16 protein-coding genes are annotated in these 21,177 nt (G+C 56.9%); 14 read left to right on the forward strand and 2 right to left on the reverse strand.

The window, feature by feature from the left end; genetic code table 11:
• The first annotated feature begins 6 nt into the window (after positions 1 to 6).
• Positions 7 to 678, forward strand: coding sequence for an NAD-dependent epimerase/dehydratase family protein (locus EJ361_RS22675; RefSeq protein WP_126248663.1), 672 nt, complete (start codon positions 7 to 9; stop codon positions 676 to 678).
• Here EJ361_RS22675 and EJ361_RS22680 read toward each other — a convergent pair whose 3' ends face one another.
• Complete coding sequence (locus tag EJ361_RS22680; protein WP_126248665.1) at positions 679 to 1,599, reverse strand: NAD(P)/FAD-dependent oxidoreductase; 921 nt, start codon at positions 1,597 to 1,599, stop codon at positions 679 to 681.
• A gap of 385 nt (positions 1,600 to 1,984) precedes the next feature.
• Between EJ361_RS22680 and EJ361_RS22685 the strand changes: the two genes are divergently transcribed.
• The 11 genes from EJ361_RS22685 to EJ361_RS22735 all read left to right on the forward strand — a co-directional run bounded on the left by EJ361_RS22685 (position 1,985) and on the right by EJ361_RS22735 (position 15,821).
• The gene (locus tag EJ361_RS22685) at positions 1,985 to 2,911 is read left to right on the forward strand and encodes a YihY/virulence factor BrkB family protein (RefSeq protein ID WP_164714382.1); all 927 of its coding nucleotides are present in this window, start codon (positions 1,985 to 1,987) and stop codon (positions 2,909 to 2,911) included.
• A 72-nt stretch (positions 2,912 to 2,983) separates the two neighbouring features.
• The gene (locus EJ361_RS22690; protein ID WP_126248670.1) at positions 2,984 to 3,616 is read left to right on the forward strand and encodes a GntR family transcriptional regulator; all 633 of its coding nucleotides are present in this window, start codon (positions 2,984 to 2,986) and stop codon (positions 3,614 to 3,616) included.
• Positions 3,617 to 4,194: 578 nt separating this feature from the next.
• Positions 4,195 to 7,281 (forward strand): SusC/RagA family TonB-linked outer membrane protein, encoded by a 3,087-nt coding sequence (locus EJ361_RS22695; RefSeq protein ID WP_126248672.1) that lies wholly within the window; start codon positions 4,195 to 4,197, stop codon positions 7,279 to 7,281.
• An 11-nt stretch (positions 7,282 to 7,292) separates the two neighbouring features.
• Entirely contained in the window at positions 7,293 to 8,771 is a 1,479-nt protein-coding gene (locus tag EJ361_RS22700) for a RagB/SusD family nutrient uptake outer membrane protein (RefSeq protein WP_126248673.1), read from the forward strand.
• A gap of 5 nt (positions 8,772 to 8,776) precedes the next feature.
• Positions 8,777 to 9,100, forward strand: coding sequence for a hypothetical protein (locus EJ361_RS22705; protein WP_126248675.1), 324 nt, complete (start codon positions 8,777 to 8,779; stop codon positions 9,098 to 9,100).
• Between the two features lie 11 nt (positions 9,101 to 9,111).
• Entirely contained in the window at positions 9,112 to 10,434 is a 1,323-nt protein-coding gene (locus tag EJ361_RS22710; RefSeq protein WP_126248677.1) for an aspartate aminotransferase family protein, read from the forward strand.
• Positions 10,431 to 11,609, forward strand: coding sequence for a galactonate dehydratase (dgoD, locus tag EJ361_RS22715; protein WP_126248679.1), 1,179 nt, complete (start codon positions 10,431 to 10,433; stop codon positions 11,607 to 11,609). The genes EJ361_RS22710 and dgoD overlap by 4 nt, the downstream gene beginning before the upstream one ends.
• A gap of 28 nt (positions 11,610 to 11,637) precedes the next feature.
• A complete protein-coding gene (locus EJ361_RS22720; RefSeq protein ID WP_126248681.1) occupies positions 11,638 to 12,396 on the forward strand; it encodes an SDR family NAD(P)-dependent oxidoreductase in 759 nt (252 codons plus the stop codon).
• Between the two features lie 15 nt (positions 12,397 to 12,411).
• Positions 12,412 to 13,800: a hypothetical protein gene (locus EJ361_RS22725; RefSeq protein WP_126248683.1), complete on the forward strand. Its 1,389-nt coding sequence runs from the start codon at positions 12,412 to 12,414 to the stop codon at positions 13,798 to 13,800.
• Positions 13,797 to 15,368 (forward strand): SLC5 family protein, encoded by a 1,572-nt coding sequence (locus EJ361_RS22730; protein ID WP_126248685.1) that lies wholly within the window; start codon positions 13,797 to 13,799, stop codon positions 15,366 to 15,368. The genes EJ361_RS22725 and EJ361_RS22730 overlap by 4 nt, the downstream gene beginning before the upstream one ends.
• Positions 15,369 to 15,473: 105 nt before the next feature.
• Positions 15,474 to 15,821, forward strand: a complete 348-nt coding sequence (locus tag EJ361_RS22735) for a hypothetical protein (RefSeq protein WP_126248687.1) — start codon at positions 15,474 to 15,476, stop codon at positions 15,819 to 15,821.
• A gap of 50 nt (positions 15,822 to 15,871) precedes the next feature.
• Here the strand turns inward: EJ361_RS22735 and EJ361_RS22740 are convergent, their stop codons facing one another.
• Positions 15,872 to 17,383, reverse strand: coding sequence for a PQQ-dependent sugar dehydrogenase (locus EJ361_RS22740; RefSeq protein ID WP_126248689.1), 1,512 nt, complete (start codon positions 17,381 to 17,383; stop codon positions 15,872 to 15,874).
• A 129-nt stretch (positions 17,384 to 17,512) separates the two neighbouring features.
• Here EJ361_RS22740 and EJ361_RS22745 point away from each other — a divergent pair, with 129 nt between their 5' ends.
• Positions 17,513 to 18,391, forward strand: coding sequence for an SMP-30/gluconolactonase/LRE family protein (locus EJ361_RS22745; protein WP_126248691.1), 879 nt, complete (start codon positions 17,513 to 17,515; stop codon positions 18,389 to 18,391).
• A gap of 293 nt (positions 18,392 to 18,684) precedes the next feature.
• The gene (locus EJ361_RS22750; protein WP_126248693.1) at positions 18,685 to 21,099 is read left to right on the forward strand and encodes a TonB-dependent receptor domain-containing protein; all 2,415 of its coding nucleotides are present in this window, start codon (positions 18,685 to 18,687) and stop codon (positions 21,097 to 21,099) included.
• Positions 21,100 to 21,177: the final 78 nt, after the last annotated feature.

Here is a 21,177-nt window from a genome sequence, read left to right on the forward strand (position 1 = left end):
CCCCTCATGCCAGAAAACCTCAACGTCATACTCACAGGCGCCACCGGAATGGTCGGAGAGGGCGTTCTCCTGGAATGCCTGCAAAACCCGCTTGTCGAAAAAGTATTGATTATCAATCGCAGACCGTCGGGGTACAGTCATCCAAAACTGAAGGAGATCATCCACGAGAATTTTTTCAATGTCAAGCCCATCGCCGATCAGTTTGCCGGCTACAACGCCTGCTTCTTCTGCCTCGGTGTTTCATCCGTCGGGAAAAGCGAACCGGAATATTACCGGCAAACATATGTGCTCACGATGCACGTGGCCGAAGTGATGGCCGCTGTTAACACCGATATCGCGTTTTGTTATGTGTCCGGTTCCGGGACAGACGGTTCAGAGCGTGGCCGCGTCATGTGGGCGCGGGTAAAGGGAAAAACAGAGAACGATCTTATGAAGCTCCCTTTCCGCGCAGTTTTCGCGTTTCGGCCAGGGCTCCTGAAAGCTACGAAAGGGCAAAAGAACCTCGTCACGATCTACAAATACCTTGGCTGGATGTTCCCTTTCTTCCGTTCCCTTTTCCCGGGCTTCGCGAGCACGTTGCAGGAGTTGGGAAAGGCGATGATCGAAGTTTCCCGCAACGGCTATTCAAGCAAAGTCATCGAAGTGCGGGACATACACAAACTCGCCGCCAAGCCTTGATTACCAGGCCTCCTGCGTTAGCTGGCGATTGGCGTTGGTGCCGGCAAGATGTCCGCCCATGGCCGACATATATAACTGATGAAGCCCGGCATGCGTGAGGTCGCCGGCGGCAAAAACGCCCGGAACGGTGGTTTCGAACAGCGGGTTGACGGTCACCACGCCGTCGGGGCTCATTTCGCAGCCCAGTTGTTCCGCCAGGGAATTGTGGTAGACCAGTTTCTGCGGCCGGTAATACACCGCGCCGGTTTCCAGCACGTCCCCGTTTTGCAGCGTGATCTTCACGCCTTCCCCATTTTTCTCCAAACGCTTGATGGGGGCGGTGTTCAGTTTATATCCCTTCTCCACGAATTTTTCCGTCATTTCCGCGCTGATCCGGCTTTCGCCCTGGGTGAGGAAAGTGATGTCGCTATGCCAGTTGGATAAAGTGACGGCGTAATGCTCCGCGCCTTCGCCGTTGGCGATCACGCAAACCGGCAGCCGGCGCACTTCCCAGCCATGGCAATACGGGCAATGGATGACGCGGTTGCCCCAGAGCTCCTCCAGCCCGGGGATATCGTCCAGGTCATCTTTCAAACCGGTGGCAAGCACGATTTTTTTCGCGAAATACGTGTCGCCGGCGCGCGTTTTCAATAGAAACCCGCCATCTGTTTTTGACGCGGAAGTGATGTACCCTTCTACCAGGTCCACCGTTTCATACGGCTGCAACTGTTCCCGGGCGATACGGAGCAGCTCGGAAGGCGGGGTATTGTCGCGCGTGAAGAAATTATGGGCATGGGCCGCAAACCGGTTGCGCGGCGATCCGCCATCTATCACGACGGTCTTGCGCAAGGTCCGCCCCAACGTCAGCGCGGCGCTGAGCCCTGCGGATGAGCCGCCTGCAATGGCGACTTCGTATTCCTGGATGTTGTTATTTGAAACCATGTTGCAAAAGTAGGCTTTCCGGGATACGGTCCATTGTGCTAATGCCGGTCAAAATTGTACTTTTCGCGGATCGGCTGAGATATTCTTTCCCGATGCCGGGGTTTTTCATTTTCGATTGAAGCTTGATGGGCGGTATTTGCAGCAAATCCGCGGCCCGGTGTGCCAACCCTTTGCGGGCATTGCATTTTTTGAGGACGCTTAGACGAAAAATACCGGATGATGCCGGCTTCGAAAGTCTGGTGAAAGGGAGATACGAGCTGTTTCCCGGTAAAAGTCGCTCCGTATCGGGGGCAAAGCGGTTGGTGGTAAAATGCGGTTTACATCCACGGCAGGCTGAAGGAAAATGTATAATTTCGCGCCGTGCCGCCATGGCGGTGCCGCACTTATGGTCAACAGCGAAACAGGAAAGTCGGGGCGATGGAAATCGTTCGTGTATGCGTTCAGGGAAGCGTTCCATGTATTACAGGTGAACGATCCCCTGCGGATGGCGGGTGCCACGGCGTTTTTCACGACGTTCGCGCTGCCTGCGATCCTCATCATCATTATCCAGGCGCTGCGCCTGCTGTTCGAGCCGCGGCTGATATCGCGGCAACTCTTCGGCGAGGTGCGGGAGGTGATCGGTCCGGAGGCGACGCACGAAGTGGTGGAAACGCTGCAGGCGTTCCGGGGGATTGCGCAGAACTGGCTGATCGCGGGGATAGGGTTCGTTTTCCTGTTGTTCGTGGCCACTACGCTGCTCAAGGTGATGACGAGCTCCGTGAACCAGCTGTGGAGCATCCGGCCGGTGGTCCGCGGCAATTTCAGGCGGATCATGGTGTCGCGGCTGAAAGGCGTGGCGCTCATCCTTTGCACGGGGGTATTGTTCGTGCTGGGGATCGTCGGCGATTCGGCTTCGGCCTTTATCGGCGAATACCTTGTGCGTTACTGGCCCGACGTGGGCATGTATTACAACAGCGCATTGCAATACCTGCTTTCCGTCCTCTCCGCCACCCTCTGGTTCGCGCTCGTGTTTTACCTGCTGCCGGATGGCCGGGTGAATGGGAAAGTGCTGCTGACAGGCGCTTTCGTGACCGCGATCCTCTTCAACGTCGGGAAGCTGGTGCTGCGCTGGATGCTGACGTACAGCAATATCAACAGCATTTACGGGGCGTCTGCCTCCACCGTATTATTGTTATTGTTTGTTTTCTACGTTTCACTTATCTTTTACTACGGAGCTGCGTTTGCCAACGTTTGGGCGGATGCCATCGGCCGGCCCATCCAGCCCCGGAGATATGCCATCAAGTACCAGTTACAGGATGTACAGCCGGAGTAGCAGGAGGGCGACCTTGACGGTATGGATTTTCTTGTTTACTTTTACGGCTGAAATTTGTATACAAAATAGCCCATGAAAACAGATTCCTTAGCGAATAAAGTATATGTTGACCTCCGGCGTCAGATCCTATCCAACCAGCTCGTACCGGGTATGCGCCTGAAGGAAGACGAGTGGGCGCGCAAAACGGCGGTGAGCCGGATGGCGGTGCGGGAGGCGCTGACGCGCCTGTTGGGAGAAAACCTCGTTGTTTTCGGTGAAAAGGGTGGATATTTCGTGAAGTCGATGACCCCGAACGATATCAAGGAGATCCGCGAGCTGCGGGAGCTCCTGGAACTGGGGGCGCTCCGCCTCCTGGCGCAAAAGCCCAACGCGGCTTTGCTGGATACACTCGATAAAATCTGCGAAGACTTTACCGCCATGGTCGAAAAGGGATATCTCGGCGGTGCCTGCGATGCGGACATGAAGTTCCACGAAACCCTCATCTCCGGGGCCTGTAACGCCAAGCTGATGGAGCTGTACCAATTCAGCAACATCCCGCTTTTCCATATGAAACTGGGCAAGATGCTGATGGATGACTATGCGCAAACGGACCGTGAGCACCGCCAGATCGTGAACGCCCTCCGCAAGCAAGACCTCAAGCTGGCACAATCCACGCTGGTGAAGCATCTCGAAAGAGGGGAGGAAACGGCTTTGGGGCTGATTTGACAGATAGGCTTCCCGGCGAACGGGCCCTGTCAGATTCCCTCTATTGTGACAGGATAAATGCTGTCACGAAAAATCGTTTACATTTTATCAATAAAATTTGCTTACAGGATCGATGTAGCCCGAATTTTTCTTCCTTTTTATTTTTTTGTTTACGAAAGAAATTTATATTTGTAGACATCGTTTAAAATACGTGTACGTACCCGGAACTTGTTTCGGGAGGAAAATTGCCGGGAAATCATGTTATGGATCAGCAGGTACGTACCGGATTTATTCGGAAAGGACATTCGCCAGGAAAACCACGTTCATATTACGTGTACGTACCCGGAGCAAAAAAAGCGGAAAGCACCGGCATTGTTTGCAGTAGTTGCGTGTACGTACCCGGCCTTGGCGGATCGATCAGGGGTTTAGCATTAGCCAACATTTGAATTTTTAAAATACCACATGAGAAACGCTGCTGTCGGGCGGACAGGGAAGGCTTTGCCCCCTTTTCTTCCCCGGCAGTCCGAGACCAGCTAAGACTTCGCGCAGTGGCGCGACGCATCATTTTTTAATCGCATCATTTTATTAACCAAAGCATCATGAAAGGAAGACACCTTTACCTCTTTGGGTTACTCGTCGCGCTCGCCGGCATCTGTTCCACCCGGCCCGCCTATGCCCAGGATGCCCACGAGATCAAAGGGATCGTGGTAGACAGCATCGGTCAAACGCCGCTTCCCGGCGTCACCATCGTCGTGAAAGGCACCAGCAATGGCGCCGCCACTGCCCCCACCGGCGAATTCTCCATCCGCGCCGCCAGCAACGCCGTACTCGTGGTTTCCTACATCGGTTACGACAGGACCGAAGTGCCGGTAGGTGGTAGGACCAACATCCGCATCACGCTTTCCCAAAGCAAAACCATGCTCAACGAAACCGTTGTGATCGGCTACGGCGCCATGAAAAAAAGTTCCGTGACCGCAGCCGTCACCAAAGTCGAAAACACCATTCTCGACCAGGTGCCCGCCGGCCGACCCGAAGCCGCCCTCGTTGGCCGCCTCGCCGGTGTGAACATCTCCCAAAACCGCGCCCAGCCCGGCCAGGCGCCCACCATCCGCATCCGCGGCGCCAGCTCCATCGACGCCGGCAACGAACCGCTCGTGGTGATCGACGGCGTACCCGGCGGCAACCTCGGCATGATCAATATGAACGATGTTCAGTCGATCGAAGTACTGAAAGACGCATCCTCCGCCGCCATCTACGGCTCCCGCGCCGCCGGCGGTGTGATCATCGTGACCATGAAGAAAGGATCGGCCGGTAAAACCCGTTTCAACTTCAACGGTTTCGCCGGTATTTCCAAATCCCGCCTGCACGACGACTGGATGACCGGCCAGGAGTACTACGACTACGCCGTGAAATTCCAGAACCGCGAATGGCGATGGGCCAATCCCAACGCCGATATCTCCATCCCGGTCTGGGGAGACGCCCGCCGCCCCGCCACCTACCAGGTTAACCCCGTCCTGAACAATGGCGCCAACGTGATCTGGCAGGACGAAGTGATGCAGACCGCGCCCATGCAGAGCTACAACATCTCCGCAAGCGGCGGCACCGAAAAAATGACGTATTACGTTTCCGGTACGTATAAAGACGAGATCGGAACGATGAAAAATACCTGGTTCAAAAGCTATGGCGTGCGCGCCAATGTGGACGTGAAAGCCAGCAAAGCCGTTTCCATCGGCTTCATGCTGAACCCCTCTTACAGCAAGCGCCGCATGACAGACCGCGTGATGAGCGATTTCGCCAAGATCCCCAGCTTCGTGGAGGTGCAGCGGCCCGACGGCACCTATCCCCGCCCGAAAGATTACTGGGGCGGTCCGGTTTCCAGCCAAACGAGCCCTTCCGCGATCCTCAACGGCACCTACAGCTATGGCGCCACCTTCTCCAATGTGGGCGAAGCATACCTGAAAGTAGACCTGGCGAAAGGGCTTTCCCTCCGCTCGTCTGTAGGTTCCACCATCGCCTACAACAATTCCGATTTCTTCCAGACCAGCTATGCACTGTCCAACTTCCAGAATAACGGTAACGACATCAGCACCTCCAACATCAACATGCTGAACGAAAACGTACTGAGCTACAACACTTCGTTCCGCGGCGGGCACGACCTGTCGGCCATCGCCGGCGCGTCTTACCAGAAAAACCGTTCCAAAGGTTCGTACATGTACGCCGTACCGAATTCTTTCGTGAACGAAACGATCCACACGCTCAACAACGCTGTAATCGACCCAACCAAATCGTATACCGCGAACTCCGCCTGGGGCCTCGTTTCCTACTTCAGCCGCGTGCATTATGGCTACAAGGAAAAATACCTCCTGTCTGCATCCATCCGTACAGACGGCAGTTCCCGCTTCGGCGCCAACAACAAATGGGGCTACTTCCCCTCGGCTTCCGTGGCATGGCGCATCAAACAGGAAGATTTCATGAAAGACCTGCACGTTGTGAGCGACCTGAAAGTGCGCGGCAGCTGGGGCATCACCGGTAACTTCAACATCGGCGACTTCCAGTACCTCGGCCAGATCAAGGACGCCATCTATTCGCCCAACAACACCCCGATCAAGGGCCAGGCGCAATCCAACTTCGAAAACAACGACCTGGGCTGGGAGAAAACCAGGGGCTGGGACGTGGGTATCGAGATCGGCCTGTTGAAAAACCGTATCCAGATCGTGGCCGATTATTATAGCAAACGTACCTACGACCTGCTATACCAGGTAACCGTACCCGCCAGCACCGGCTTCGTGAGCGGCCTGAGCAACATCGGGGACGTGAGCAACAGGGGGTTCGAAATCGAACTGACGACCAGGAACATCCTGCAACCGGACTTCACCTGGCAAACGAACTTCAACCTGGCGATGAACAAGAACCGGGTAGAAGACCTGGGCGGCGTGAAAGAGCGCATCTCTACCGACGGCACCACGCAGATGTCGTGGATACTGCGGGTGGGGGAGCCGATGTTCTCCTACTATGGCTACCGCACCATCGGCGTGTTTAACGACGCCGCTTCGCTCGGCAAATATCCTTCGCTGGCGGGCACCAAACCCGGTAACCCGATTTTTGAAGACACCAACGGCGATGGTTTTATCACGCCGGCCGACAAGCAACTGCTCGGCAACTTCCAGCCCAAAGCCATCCTCGGCATGGTGAACAATTTCACGTATAGGAACTTCGATCTGAGCATCGCCATGCAGGCTTCCCTCGGCGCCAAAATGTTCACGTACGAAAACCAGTTCTACCAGGGCGCGCTGCTCGGTGCCATGCGCCGCTCCATCGTGGCCAACCAGTGGTGGTCTGATTCTGAAACCGGCGACGGCAGAATGCCCGGCTCCGCGCTCAGCACGCTTACCCGCCAGTCTGGTTCCGACATCTATATCGAAGACGCGAGCTTCCTGGCCGTTCGCAACATCAACCTGGGTTACACCCTGCCCGATGCTGCGTTCAAACGCCTCGGCATCAATTCGTTCCGCGCTTATCTTTCCGCCGGCAATCCTTTCATCTTCACGAAAAAAGGATTCCATGGTTATAATCCTGAAGGCAGCACCCTCGGTGAAATCGGCGGCGTGAACAGTCGTCCCGGTTATAACTCCGGTTCCGAGCCTATCAGCCGTGTGTACGCCATTGGTTTCAACTTTAACTTCTAATCGCAATCAGTATGAAAAGAATATTTTTCTCCCTGCAGGCACTCGCAATTCTCATCGGCGCAGCCGGTTGTCATGATGCGCTGCTGAACATGAAACCGGAGTCCATACTGACGACTACCAATTACTTCAGGTCATCCTCCGAAATGAATAAAGCCGTGATCGGCATCTACAGCAACCTCCAGGCGCGCCGGATGACCGATTACATTATCATGGACGCCCCGTCAGACAACCTCTACATGTCTACCAACACGCCCATCGCGGGAGCGGTAGATCTCGACGGACTGACGATGAATACCGAGAACAACGTGCTTGGCAACTTCTGGGAATCCAACTACGCCGGCATTTACCGCGCCAACCAGGTGTTGCTGAACATCGACAAGCCGAAGGACTACGCCGGCAATGCGAAGAACCAGTACATCGGCGAGGCTAAATTCCTCCGTGCATTGCTGTATTTCGACATGGTGCGCACTTTCGGCGGCGTGCCGCTGGTCACGGCGCAGGTTTCCATCGAGGAAGCCCGCGCCCAGCGCCGCGCTTCGGTGGATGAAGTGTACAACCTTATCATCGCCGATTTGAAAGACGCGGTGGAAAAACTGCCGCCGGCAGCGAACATGGAAAAGGGCAGAACGTCGAAAGGCGCGGCCACGGCCCTGCTCGGTAAAGTGTATATCTACCGGAAAGATTATAACAACGCAAAAGAAGTGTTGAATAAAGCGGTGAACGATTTCGGGTACAACCTTGTGCCAAACTTCGCCACCCTGTGGGACCCGGCAACGGAAGACAACAGCGAAACCGTTTTCGCGGTGAAGTATGTGGAAAGCGTGAACGGGCAAACCCTGTCTACCGCGTTCATCCCCAACGGCGGTGTCTACGGCATCGTGGAACGTGGCGTGGAAACGGCGCTGCCTTCATGGAGCCTCAACAAGCGCTACGTAGCCGGCGATACCCGTAAGGCCAAAACAATTACCGACTGGCTGGTAACGCCTACCGCGCCCAACGATCCGCCGACTTTTTATCCCTACGTCAGCAAATACGCCAACAAGCACCTGTACAATACTTCCGGCCTCGATCTGCCGGTGATGCGCTTCGCGGAAGTGTTGCTCCTGCAATCGGAGGCGTTGTATCATTCCGGTGATAAGGGAGGTGCGCTCACGGCGCTGAACCGCGTTCGCGAAAGAGCGTTCGCCGGAACGAGCCACAATTATACCGCCACGGATATCGCGAACGCCAACGACTTCCTCGATAAACTGCTGCTGGAACGCCAGCTGGAACTCGCTTTCGAGGGAGACCGCTGGTACGACCTCGTGCGCACCGGCAAGTACCTCACCGTAATGACCCAGGAAGAGCGCCTGTACGTACCCGCCAACAACGCGGCCGAAACGGTGACCCTCAGCCCGCAGTCGTACATGACGGTATTCCCCATCCCGCAGCGCCAGGCAGATCAATACGATCCCGGTGTGATGGATCAGAACGAAGGATATAAAAAATAGCGTAGATGAAAGACAGGTTCACTTTCGCGGAGGGTTGTACGGAAACGACGCAGCGGTGGCTTGCGGAAGTGAGCATTTGCTCCTGTGGCAGCGCAGGAGAAGATGAAAGGTACGATAGCAGTGCTGCTCAGGCAGCCATGGAGAAAGTGGGGATGACCAAAGGCCGGGAGGAATGCCTCCCGGCTGGTCATTTTCAAACGGGCGCACCATATAAGCGTCTTTTTTTGAATGTACAGGACGCGCCGACCGTACGTACTGTGTGCAACGATCGCCGGGGCGGAATGGAAGCCCGCGGCGCAACGATGGAAAAAGTCTTTTTTAGAATATAACCGTACAGTTTATGAATGCATGGCCCAAATCATCCGCATTATTACAGGAGAATGAAAAATGGATTCCCGGCGGCGTGGTATCGCTGAACCGCAAATCCGAACCTAACATTTGCTTCGTGAAAGGCAAAGGCAGCCGGGTCTGGGACCTCGAAGGCAACGAGTACATCGATTACCAGGCGGGCTTCGCCGCCGCGTTCCTCGGTCATAACGATGCCGATGTGAACAGGGCCGTAGCCGCCGCCCTGAACGCCGATTCGCTCCTCATGAGCGCCGGCCCCACCAACCTGGAAGGTATTTTCGCCGGGCTGTTCGTGAAGCACGTGCCCTCGGCAGACAGCGTCCAGATCACCACTACCGGCTCCGAAGCCACCTATCACGCCATCCGCATCGCCCGCGCCGTTACCGGCAAAGACCATGTGATCGTGATGCAGGGCGGCTACAACGGCTGGCATAACGACGTGGCCTGCAACGTGATCAGCGCCCTGTCAGACATCGGCGCCCGCGTGAGCCCGGGAGAATACCCGATAGATCCGCTGTCGGCCGGCATCCCCGCCAGCCACCAGGCCCTCGTGCATGTAGTGAACTACAACGATATCGATTCCATTCAATACGTGCTCAAACGTTACCCGGTAGCCTGCGTCATCATGGAGCCCATCCTCCAGAACGTCGGCATTCTCAAACCGGAAGACGGGTACCTTCAGGCCATCCGCGTCCTCGCCGACAAAGAAGGTTTCCTCCTTATCTTCGACGAAGTGAAAACCGGGTTCCGGCACGCGATCGGCGGGTATCAGTCCATCTGCGGCGTTACGCCCGACCTCAGTTCTTTCGGCAAGGCCGTGGCCAACGGTTACCCCATGGGCGTGATCGCCGGGAAAAAGCAGTACATGGATTATTTCATCCATCCGGAGAAAAAGAAAAGAGTGCTCATCGCCGGTACTTACAACGCACATCCGCTCACAACCGCAGCCGCCATCGCCACGGTTGAAAAACTGGCAGATCCGAAAGCGGATGTGTACGGACATGTGGAAAGGCTCGGCGCTATGCTGGAAAAAGGATTGAACGGTATTTTCTCGGAAAAGGGCCGTCCGTTTTACGTGGCGCGCCAGGGCTCGGCGTACTGCGTGTATTTCATGGACCATGTGCCCGTGGATTTTCACGACATCGCTACCAGCCATGATTTCGCGTTCGACAAACTGTATCGTGAAAAGCTGATCGGTGAAGGGATTTTCAATTTCCCCACACCCATCAAACAGGGCAGTATTTCTTACGCGCACACCGAAGCGGACATTGCGGAAACATTGGAAAAAACACAAAAAATCGTTGCGGCCATATGAAAATAACGGCAATTGAAACGCAGGTCTGCCATGCGCGGATGCGCAACTGGATCTTCGTCAAGGTGATCACCGACCAGCCCGGATTGTACGGCTGGGGCGAAGCTACGCTGGAATGGCATACCCGTTCCGTAGTAGGCGCCATCGAGGATATTTCGCAATTGCTCATCGGGGAAGACCCCCGGCGCATCGAATACCTCTGGCAAATGATGTACCGCCAGCACTTCTGGCACGGCAACGGCATTGTGCGCGGCACGGCCATTTCCGGCATCGATCTCGCGCTGTGGGACATTCTCGGCAAAATCCATAACGTGCCCTGCCACGAGCTTTGGGGCGGCCGCGTCCGCGATTACATCCGGCTGTACTGTCACCTCGGTGGCGGCAAGATGGAGGATTTCTACGAAACCCGCGCCGACGACGCCAATCGGTTTGGCGAACTGGCGCAGCAGGCGGTGGAAGAGGGTTTCACGGCTTTCAAATCAATGGCTGTTCCCGAAACCATGCCCCTCGAAGGTTTGCGCCCTATCCGATACGCCGAAGCCTGCGTAAAAGCCATGCGCGACGCGGTGGGTGAAGACATCGACATCATGGTGGATTGCCACGCACGGCCCAGCCCGCTCATGGGTATGCAATTCGCGAAAGCCCTCGAGCCCTACGGACTTTACTTCTTCGAAGAGCCTTGCTGGCCCGAAGCCATGGACGGCATCGCCGCCATCCAGGCCGCGGTGAGCACGCCCATCGCCAGCGGCGAGCGCCTCGTGGGCGTAGCCGCTTTCAAGGATATGCTGGAAAAACGCGCCGTGAGCGTGTTGCAGCCCGATATCACCCACTGCGGCGGCCTGAGCGAAGTGCGCCGCATCGCCGCGCTGGCAGACGCTTACCGCGTGGCACTGGCGCCGCATAACCCGCAAGGGCCCGTGAGCACGGCGGCTTCCATCGAACTGGGTTTTGCCACCCCGTCTTACGCCATCTGCGAAAGCGTGCACAGCGATGTGCCCTGGCGCGAAGAAGTGGTCAGCGAAGGATTCGTGGTGGAAAAGAAAGGCCGCATCGTGAAACCCAACAACCGCCCGGGCCTCGGCATCGAGATCAACGAAGCGGTAGTGAAGAAGTATCCTTTCGAACAGGAAGTGCTGCAACGGAGCTTCTACCGCGACGGCGCCGTGGGCGACTGGTAATCAGAAAAAGACAAATTAAAACATTCATATGTTCAACGGTACAACACTCGCGGTAAGCGGAGGTTTGGGAGATATCGGGAGCGCCGTGGCGAGGGCTTTCGCCGCGCTTGGCGCCAATATCGCCATCGGCGACGTATTGCCGGAGGACAGGGCCGCGCCGCTGCTTCTGGAGATCGAAAGCAGGGGCGTGGCAGCCCTTTATACGCGGGTAGACGTGTCTGACCCCAAAGCGGTAGAACTTTGGATATCCGCTGCCGAAGCGGCCCTCGGGCCGGTGCGCATGGTGGTGGCGAATGCAGCTACCGTGACCATCGCCGGGCTGTTCGACGTAACGGCAGACCAGTGGCAGCGCGAGATCGACATCAACCTGAATGGCGCTTTCTACCTCACGCGCGCCGCCGCCCGGCGCATGCTGGAGCTGCAACTAGCTGGCAGCATCGTGTATGTGGGTAGCTGGGCGGCGGAAGCGGTACATCCCGGCATCCCGGCGTATGCTGTTTCCAAGGCAGGCATGCGGATGCTGAGCAAAAGCATGGCACTGGAACTGGCGCCCCATGGCATTATGGTCAATGAGATCGCGCCGGGGTACGTAGACGCCGGCGTGAGCCGGCAGGTATGGGAAAAAGCCCCCGAGCAGCGGGAAGCCGCCGCCCGGAAAACGCCCGTCCGCAAACTGATCACGCCCGCGGAAATCGCCCGGGAGATCGTCAAACTCTGCGATCCGCAAAACCGCCATATCACCGGCTCCACGCTGCTGATGGACGGCGGCCTCAACTTATTACGCTAAACGAATTCCTTTACCATGCACCGTTCTGCCATGGCGCCACTCCGGCCCGCCGCATTCGCCGGCATCATCGGAGTGGCACAAAGAGATATAACACCACCCGTCGGCATCTTCGCCCGGAACTGGGGCGCGGCGCGGCACGACGTGGCCGCCGGCATCCACCGGCCGCTTATGCTTGTATGCACGGTGTTCAAATCGGACGCAACTTCGGGTCCGCTGGTGCTCATCGGCGCGGATCTGGGCTGGTGGAAAAGCGCGCAGGACGAAAGGGAACTGCGCGAAGGCATCCTCTCCGCCCTCGGACTGCACGCCTCGCGGCTCATGTTCTGCCTGTCGCACACCCACGCAGGACCAGGCACTTTCAGCGAAGACGCCGTAAAACCCGGCGGGGAATTCATCGTTCCCTATCTCCGCCACGTCCGCGAAATGGCCATCGCAGCAGCAAGCGAAGCACTTGCTTCCGCGGTTCCCGCTACGCTCGATTGGGCGTACGGGCATTGCACGCTGGCCGTGAACCGTGATCTGCCCGAGCCGGGCGGCAAGCGGTTTGTGGTGGGCATGAACCCTGAAATTCCGGCAGACGATACCCTCCTCACCGGGCGTATTACTTCCGCAGACGGGCAAGTGCTCGGAACGATCGTCAATTACGCCTGCCATCCCACCACACTGGCCTGGGACAACGAACTGATTTCGCCCGATTATGTAGGCGCCATGCGGGAAACAGTAGAATCGGCCACCGGGGCGCCCTGCCTTTTCCTGCAGGGCGCTTCCGGGGAGCTTTCGCCCGGGGAGCAATACAGTGGCGATACCGCGCTGGCAGACCGGTACGGCCGTCAGCTCGGGCACGCCGTGCTTTCCTCGCTCGGCGGAATGTTGCCAGCCGGCAGGGAACTCGTGTACCAGGGCGCCGTGGAATCCGGTGCGCCGCTGGGGATCTGGCGCGAAAGCGGATTTTCACCTTCCTCCGATCTCAAAACCGAAATGAAATTGATCTCCATGCCGCTGAAAGATTTGCCCACCCTCGCAGAAATCGAGGCGCAATGGGCGGCCTGCGAAGACCACGTGCGCAAGGAGCGCCTGTGGCGGCAGCGGGGCATCCGCAAATCCCTTGGCGACGGTCCCCATGCCGACATGCCGCTATGGGTCTGGAAACTGGGAGGCGCTTTCCTCGCCGGCCAGCCCAACGAAGCCTATTCCGGCTTTCAAATAGCGCTACGCCGTGAGCTGGCGCCGGCGCCGGTAGCGGTTATCAACATCGTGAACGGTTACGCGGGATATCTGCCGCCGGCCGGTCACTATGAGCGGGATGCATACGCCGTCTGGCAAACGCCTTTCGCGGAAGGCGGCCTGGAACTGCTCACACGCACCGCGATCGACATTTCCCATCAACTGAACAGCCACGCATGAATCTCCAATTGACAGCTCTCGACGCCGTTATTTTCGGTGTATACATTTTGGGGGTGATAGCCCTGGGCATTTACGCCTCCCGTCAAAACCAAAAGACGCGCCGCGATTATTTCCTGGCGGGCGATAAAATGTCCTGGTGGATGATCGGCGGCAGCATTATTGCCGCCAACATCAGCAGCCATCACCTCGTAGGCGCCATGGGCGCCGCATACAACCGCGGTTTCGTGGCGATAGCCATGGAATGGGGCGCCATTTTGCTGGGATTCAACGCGCTGCTGTGGATCTTCCTGCCGTTTTATATCCGGAATGGTTTTTATACCGTGCCCGAATTCCTGGAAAGGCGGTTCAGTGGTGCGGCGCGTACTACTTACGCGGGCCTCATCCTGTTGACGTACATCTTCGTGGAAATCGCCGCGGTGCTGTATCTCGGGGCCGTTTCGCTGAATACGCTTTTCGGGTTCGATATCATGCCCTGTGTGATCGTGCTTGCGCTGCTGACCGGTGTGTATACCGTGCTGGGCGGCCTTCGCGCCGTTATCTGGACGGAAATGCTGCAGCTCGGCGTGCTGGTGCTGGGCGGTATCATCCTTACTTTCGCGACCGTTTCCAAAGCCGGCGGCATTTCCGCGGTGATGGAAACCACTAAAAACTGGGACCTCATCCTGCCGCATACCGATCCCGATTTCCCGTGGACGATGTACCTCGGCGGGCTCGTCTGCATCAGCGTTTTCTATTGCGCTACCAACCAGTTCCTCGTACAGCGCGTGCTGGCGGCGAAAAACGAATGGCATGCGCGGATGGGCGTGGTGTTCGGCGATTACCTGAAATTCCTCGTGCCGCTCATCATCACCGTTCCGGCGCTCGTGGCACCGAAACTTTTTCCCGACCTGGAGAAACCCGATCAGCTGTTTTCCGTGCTGGTGGCGAATCTGTTACCGTCCGGCCTCGTGGGGCTCGTAATGGCGGGGCTTATTGCGGCGGTGATGTCGCACCTGAGCGGGGCCATTAATTCCTGCACTTCCATCCTCACCAACGATATTTACCTGCCTTACTTCCGGAAAAACGCGACCGATGCGGAAGCCGTCCGTTTCGGGAAGATTTCCGGCGCGGTGGTAATAGTCGTGGGCGTAGCCTGTTCGGCGCTTTTCATCCGGCATAGCGAAAAACCGGTATTCCTTTACCTGATGAACGCCTATGGCTGGTTTACCCCGGGCATCGCCACCATGTTCCTGCTCGGTATTCTGTGGAAACGTACTACCAATGCGGGCGCCCTCGCCGCAGGGGCCCTCACCATCCCGCTATCGGTCATCCTGGACCGCGCCATGCCCGGTATGCCGTTTTTCAACCGCACCGGCATCGTGTTCTGGACCTGCATGATCGTTTGCGTTGTCGTGAGCCTGGTCACCAAGCCCAAACCGGCCGGAGAACTGGCAGGGCTCATCTGGAACAGGGAAAGCCTGCAGCTCCCTGCAGACCAGCGCGCCATGAACCGCGGCATCCGCAACCCCGCGTTCTGGTGGGCCATCATCACGGCGGCGGTCCTGTTTTTCTATATCCGATTCGCGTAAAAACTTTTGTACACATAGACGATCGCGGGGGTGGGGATTTATCCTCGCCCCCGTTTTTTATGTCCGCCAATCCCGTTATTTTCATGTATCCAAACCGGGAACGCAATGCAACCGCAACCTACCATCGAAGCACTGGCGCAGGATACCCTGCCATTCGGCGATACGCTCGCCGGAAACGTGGCCGCGCGCCTGGAAGAAGGATGCTCCATCGGCTACCGCCGGCCGGGGTATTGCGGAATGGGCATGGAGAAAGACGATTTCGGGGATTTCCTTTATGGTGAGCTGTACAAAGGCGTCATGCAACGCCCGCGCCGGTTTCGTTCCCGGGAAGAATTCATCGCATGGCTGGCGGAACAGTCTACCGCCTCCATGGCCCAACTCGATCATGAGGACCCGCGGAAAAGGGGCGTATTGGTCATCACCCGCCAGCGATTGCTCGCCTTCACCGAATAAAGAAAGCCCTCCGCGCAGGAGGGCCTCGTGATGCCGGTTGGTTTTCATCTTCACTTCGCCGGTTTCCGTAATGATTTCACCGCTTCGGGCGCAACGGCGCCTGCCCTGTTGCTCCACGAACTGCGGATATGGGTGGCCACGGCCGCGATATCGTCGTCAGACAAAAACCGGAACGCGGGCATTTGCTCCGTTGCCGGGGATTTGCTGCCGTTCAGCAGGATATGCAGCAAGGCTTCCGGTTTGCCCGTTACTACCTTGCTGTGTTCGAGCGCGGGGAACGAGCCGGGAACGCCCTTCCCGTCTGCCTTGTGACAGGCTTCGCAATAACTTTTGTAGACCGCGGGGCCTTTCGCCACAGGCGTTGCCGGCGCGGCGGCGGGGCCGGGCAACAGGGTGAGGCCTTTCGAATCCTGGATGGGAGAGAGGCGGATAATGCGATCGTCTGCCGGGATGGGGAACCCTTTGCCGGGGTTCCAGTCGCGGTTGCTGGTGGCGAGGTAGACATCGCCTTCGGGCGATACGCAGATGTCGCGGATACGGCCGAACTGCTGCGTGAAATATACTTTTTCGCCCAGCACGGAATCGCGCGCGTCGTTGAGCCGGATCACGCGAAGGCTGGCGCCCTTGAGCGTTCCGAGCAGCAGGGTGTTCTGCCAGTCGCGGATGGCGGAATGGTTGTAGTAATCGATGCCGGCCGGCGCGATGGTGGGCGTCCAGGCCATCGCAGGCGGAGTGAAAGGATTGGAATCGGCATATGCTTTTTCATCTGCCCGGTCGGCAAACCCTTCGATGTGCGGCCATGCGTAATATGCAGCTTTTTGAATGTGGTTCAGCTCATCGTCGGTAGCATCGCCATGCTCGGATGCGAACAATTGTCCGCGGTCGGTAAACGCGATGCCCTGGATATTCCGGTGCCCGCGCGACCATATATAATTCCCCGGGTAAGGGTTATCTGCCGGAACGGAGCCGTCGGCATTGAGGCGGAGCACTTTGCCGTTGAGCCTGGCCGTGTCTCCGGCGAATGCATCGTGCGCAGCGTCTCCCGTCGAGAAATACACTTTGCCGTCTGGCCCGATGATGACGCGCGATCCGTTGTGCCCCGTGTTGCCGGGAAATTCGAGCAGAATTTTAGGATCGGTGAGCGTATCGTTGCCGCGGGTGTAACGCACGAGGCGCGACACGATCGAGGAATCGGGATTGCGATGGGTGTAGTCGAGGTATACGTAAGGTGCTGTGGGATGGACGGCCATGCCCAGCAGGCCCAGGGAACGGTGGCGGTATACTTCGGGAATGGTGAGCAGCAGCTGCTTTTCGCCCGTTGCGGGATCGATTTTGCTGACCGTGCCGCTTTGTTCAGTGAACCAGATATGCCCGTCGGGCCCCCAGCAGATTTCCCAGGGAACGTTCAGTTTTTCCGCTACTATGGAAATGCCGAGGGTGGTGGAATCAAGCTCCAGCGCGGATGTTACGGGTTGGTTGAATCGTTTGCCCGGCCCGTTGCAGGACAAAAGCACGCCCGCCGGCAGCAAAACCGGCAGCAGGTAAGGAAGCCATTTTTTCATCGTGTGTGCATGATCGTTATCCCATCCATGGATTGGGAAACCCGGATTTTCGGGTACGTACCCGAAAGATAGGGATATTTTGCTGAAATTGTGTGCAGACAAGGATTTTATTTAATAATTTTCCGCACGATGAAAATGCACGAAAGGATAGTGGCGCCGCTGTGGCTGGAAGCCGGGAACATGCTGGGGGAAAGTCCGCGTTGGGATGCAGCGCATAACCGCTGGATATGGGTAGACATTGCCGCCGGAAAGGTTTTTGTGCGGGAAGCGCCTGACGGCGAAATCCGCGAATGGCCGCCCGGCCGCCACGTTTCCCTCGCCCTGCCGGAAGACCGTGATCACCTCATCATCGCCCACCACGGCGGCATTTCCCGCCTCAGCCTGTTGCACGGCAACACCACGTTGCTTACAGACATGGGCCTGCATTGGAACGGTCTCCGTTGTAACGACGGCGCCGCCGATGCGCAGGGCCGCCTTTGGATCGGCACCACCACTTTCGATCACCGCGCAGGCGGCGGCGATCTTTATGTGATCGGGAAAACCCGGAGCGCTGAAGTGCGCTATCCCGCAGCAGCCTGTTCCAACGGCATCACCTGGAGCCCCGGCGGCAAAACGATGTATTACACCGACAGTCTTGCCCGAACCATCGTGGCATTCGACTTCGCGGAAAACGGCACGATCGCCAACGGGCGCGCCATCATCACCATTCTTCCCGCATCGGGCTTGCCAGACGGGATGGCCTGCGACGCAGAGGGCATGCTGTGGGTCGCGCTGTGGGGCGGCTTCGGCGTTGGGCGCTATAACCCTGCCACCGGCGAACAAATCAACTTCATAGAAATCCCCGTTCCCAATGCAACGGCCTGCTGTTTCGGCGGCCCCGGTCTCGACACCCTGGTAATCACTACCGCAGCTAAGGAAACCGACCTGGCACAATACCCCCTTTCAGGTAGCCTGTTTGCAGTGCAGCCGGGCGTTTCGGGGTTGCTTTCCGGCTGTATCGATATATAAATCAAGCTGTTATTTCTAGTTGCCTACGTGGCGGTACGTACCCGCTGCACGTTGCCCGCAATCGTTTGCCGGTGCCGTGCCGTTTCCTGCCACTCATCGGTCATCCCAACCACCCGTCATTTGCCTGAAACTATCGGCACAACGGCACGTCTTTATAAAGAACGCCGCTGCCGCAGGATTCTTCCGTCAAATAATCCAGTAGCGCGGATTTGGGATGAACGGCCCGTGAAAACCGTGAATCCGCCCGAACTTTAATATCGTCATCCTTACAGCAACTATTATTTAACCTTGTTATGCAACTCCGCTCCATTCTAACCGTGTTGATCCTCATTGTGTGCACCTCCGTCTCATTTGCGCAACGCAACATCTACCTCAAGGTCACCGACGCCGGAGGGAACCCGCTTCCTTTCGCCAGTGTGGTCGTGAAAAAGGCCGCAGATTCTTCGCTCGTGAAGGGACAGATGAGCGATACCGACGGCAAAATCCAGTTCGAGTCCGTCAACCCCGGGAAATATTTCATCGAAGCCTCCCAGATGGGGTTCACCACCGCACGCACAGCCGCTTTCCAGCTGCAGGAGAAAAACGTGGAATTGAAAGCTCTCGTACTCCAGGCCGCTCCCAAAAGCCTGAAAGGCGTTGAAGTAACGGCGCAGAAACCCTTCATCGAACGCGCGGAAGGAAAAACCGTGCTCAACGTCGAAGGCAGCGTGGCCGCGGCCGGCAACTCCGTGCTCGACCTCCTTCGCCGCGCACCGGGCGTTACGGTGGATAAAGACGATAACCTCGTCCTGAAAGGCAAACAGGGCGTAACGGTGATGATCGACGGAAAACTGACCTACCTGTCTAACGACGCGCTCGCCGAACTGCTGAAAAGCATGAACGCAGAGGGCGTATCTGCCATCGAAATAATTACCAGTCCCGGTGCGAAATACGATGCCGCCGGATCTTCGGGCATCATCAACATCAAGACGAAAAAAGGCCAGCTGACGGGCTTCAACGGATCGGTGAGCCTTTCGGGAGGCAACGGCCGGTACATGTATTACAGCACGGGCGTAACGCTCAACTGGAGAACGAAGAAATTCAACGCCTTCGGGAACTTCAACATCGGCGACCGCCAGGGATTCAATACCCGCGAACTGAACCGCAAAACCGGGGGCGACGAGCCACTCCATTATCACCAGAGCGTATTCCAGAAAAACGATTTTCTCAACCGTTCCGGGAAGATCGGGTTCGACTGGTTCCTGGATGATAAACAAACCATCGGGGTGATGGCCAACGGGTATACCAACGCTTTCTGGCGCTCGGCGCCCAGTGCCACGGAGATCAGGCGGCCGGGGATGGATATCGATTCCGTCCTGTATTCTGATGTATCGGGGAATAACCGTTTCCGCGGCATTTCCACCAACCTGAACTATAAACTGAAGATCGATACACTGGGGTCGGAATTATCCATGGACGCGGATTATGCGAAATTTTACAACCGCATGCACACATATCTGTCTGACAGCATGCGCCGCGAAGCTGATCACCAGATATTGAACCAGAGCGCCCTTCGTACCCTGCCTTTCACCCACATTACCATCCGCAGCATCAAGGCCGACTGGGTGCAGGCGCTGAACAAATCAACCAAGCTGGAAGCGGGCGCCAAAGGGAGTTTCGTGGAAACGGACAACAACATGGCCTACGATTCGATGGTTGGCGGCGGGTACAAACCCGTTTATTCCCAATACGATCAGTTCATTTACCGGGAAAATGTGCTAGCCGGTTACGCCACCCTGAAAAAGAACTGGAAGAAGCTCGATATGACCGCCGGGCTCCGTGTGGAACATACTTCCTCCGATGCAAATTCGATTTCGCTTAAAAACCGGATCAAAAGAAACTATACCGATTTCTTCCCCAACTTCACCGTCGACTATAAAATCTCGGACGATCACAAGGTGGGCGCCACTTACAACAAGCGCATCAACCGGCCGGGATACGGACAACTGAACCCGTTCATGTTCTTCCTCGACAAATACACCTTTTTCCGCGGGAACGCTTACCTCACGCCGGAATACACGCATAACACCGAGCTGTCGTACACTTTTAAAAATAAATACATTTTCTCCGCAGGCTATTCGCAAACCAACGACGTGATCGATGAATATTTGATACTGAACGAAAAATCGCGGGTGACGACGAGCACTTCCCGTAACCTGGGAACGCGGAAAAATATTTCGGCGGAAGTGACGCTGCCGGTGGATTTCACGAAATGGTGGAATACGAACACCAATGCCGCCATTTTCCATAACCAGTATTACATCCGCGATTCGCTCGGGGATTTTTCGACCAAAAGCCTCTCCTGGCACTTTAATTCCACCCACACCTTCTCCCTGCCCAAGGAGATCAAGATCGAGCTGAGCGGCTGGTACGAGGCGCCCAACGTATACGGCATCTGGCGCTCGAAAGCGATGTGGGCCGCCAACGCCGGCGTGCAGAAAACGGTGATGAACAAGAAAGGCACGCTGAAAGTAAGCGTGAACGATATTTTCGCTTCCGCACGTTTCCGGGGAACGGCGGATTTCAACAATGTATATCTCGATGTGAACAACCGCTGGCAAAACCGGACGCTGAACGTTTCGTTCACCTACCGCTTCGGGAATTCGAAAGTGGAAGGTGCGCGCGAACGGAAATCGGGCAGCGAGGAGGAAAGCCGCCGCGCGGGTTGATGCCTTTTCGTAACTTGGCCTCCGTGGCCACGCCGCTTACGAACCCGGAGAATCATGCATTCGCCGGGTTTTTTCGTA

The organism is Chitinophaga rhizosphaerae (assembly GCF_003958645.1).
In the GTDB taxonomy this organism is placed as follows: domain Bacteria; phylum Bacteroidota; class Bacteroidia; order Chitinophagales; family Chitinophagaceae; genus Chitinophaga; species Chitinophaga rhizosphaerae.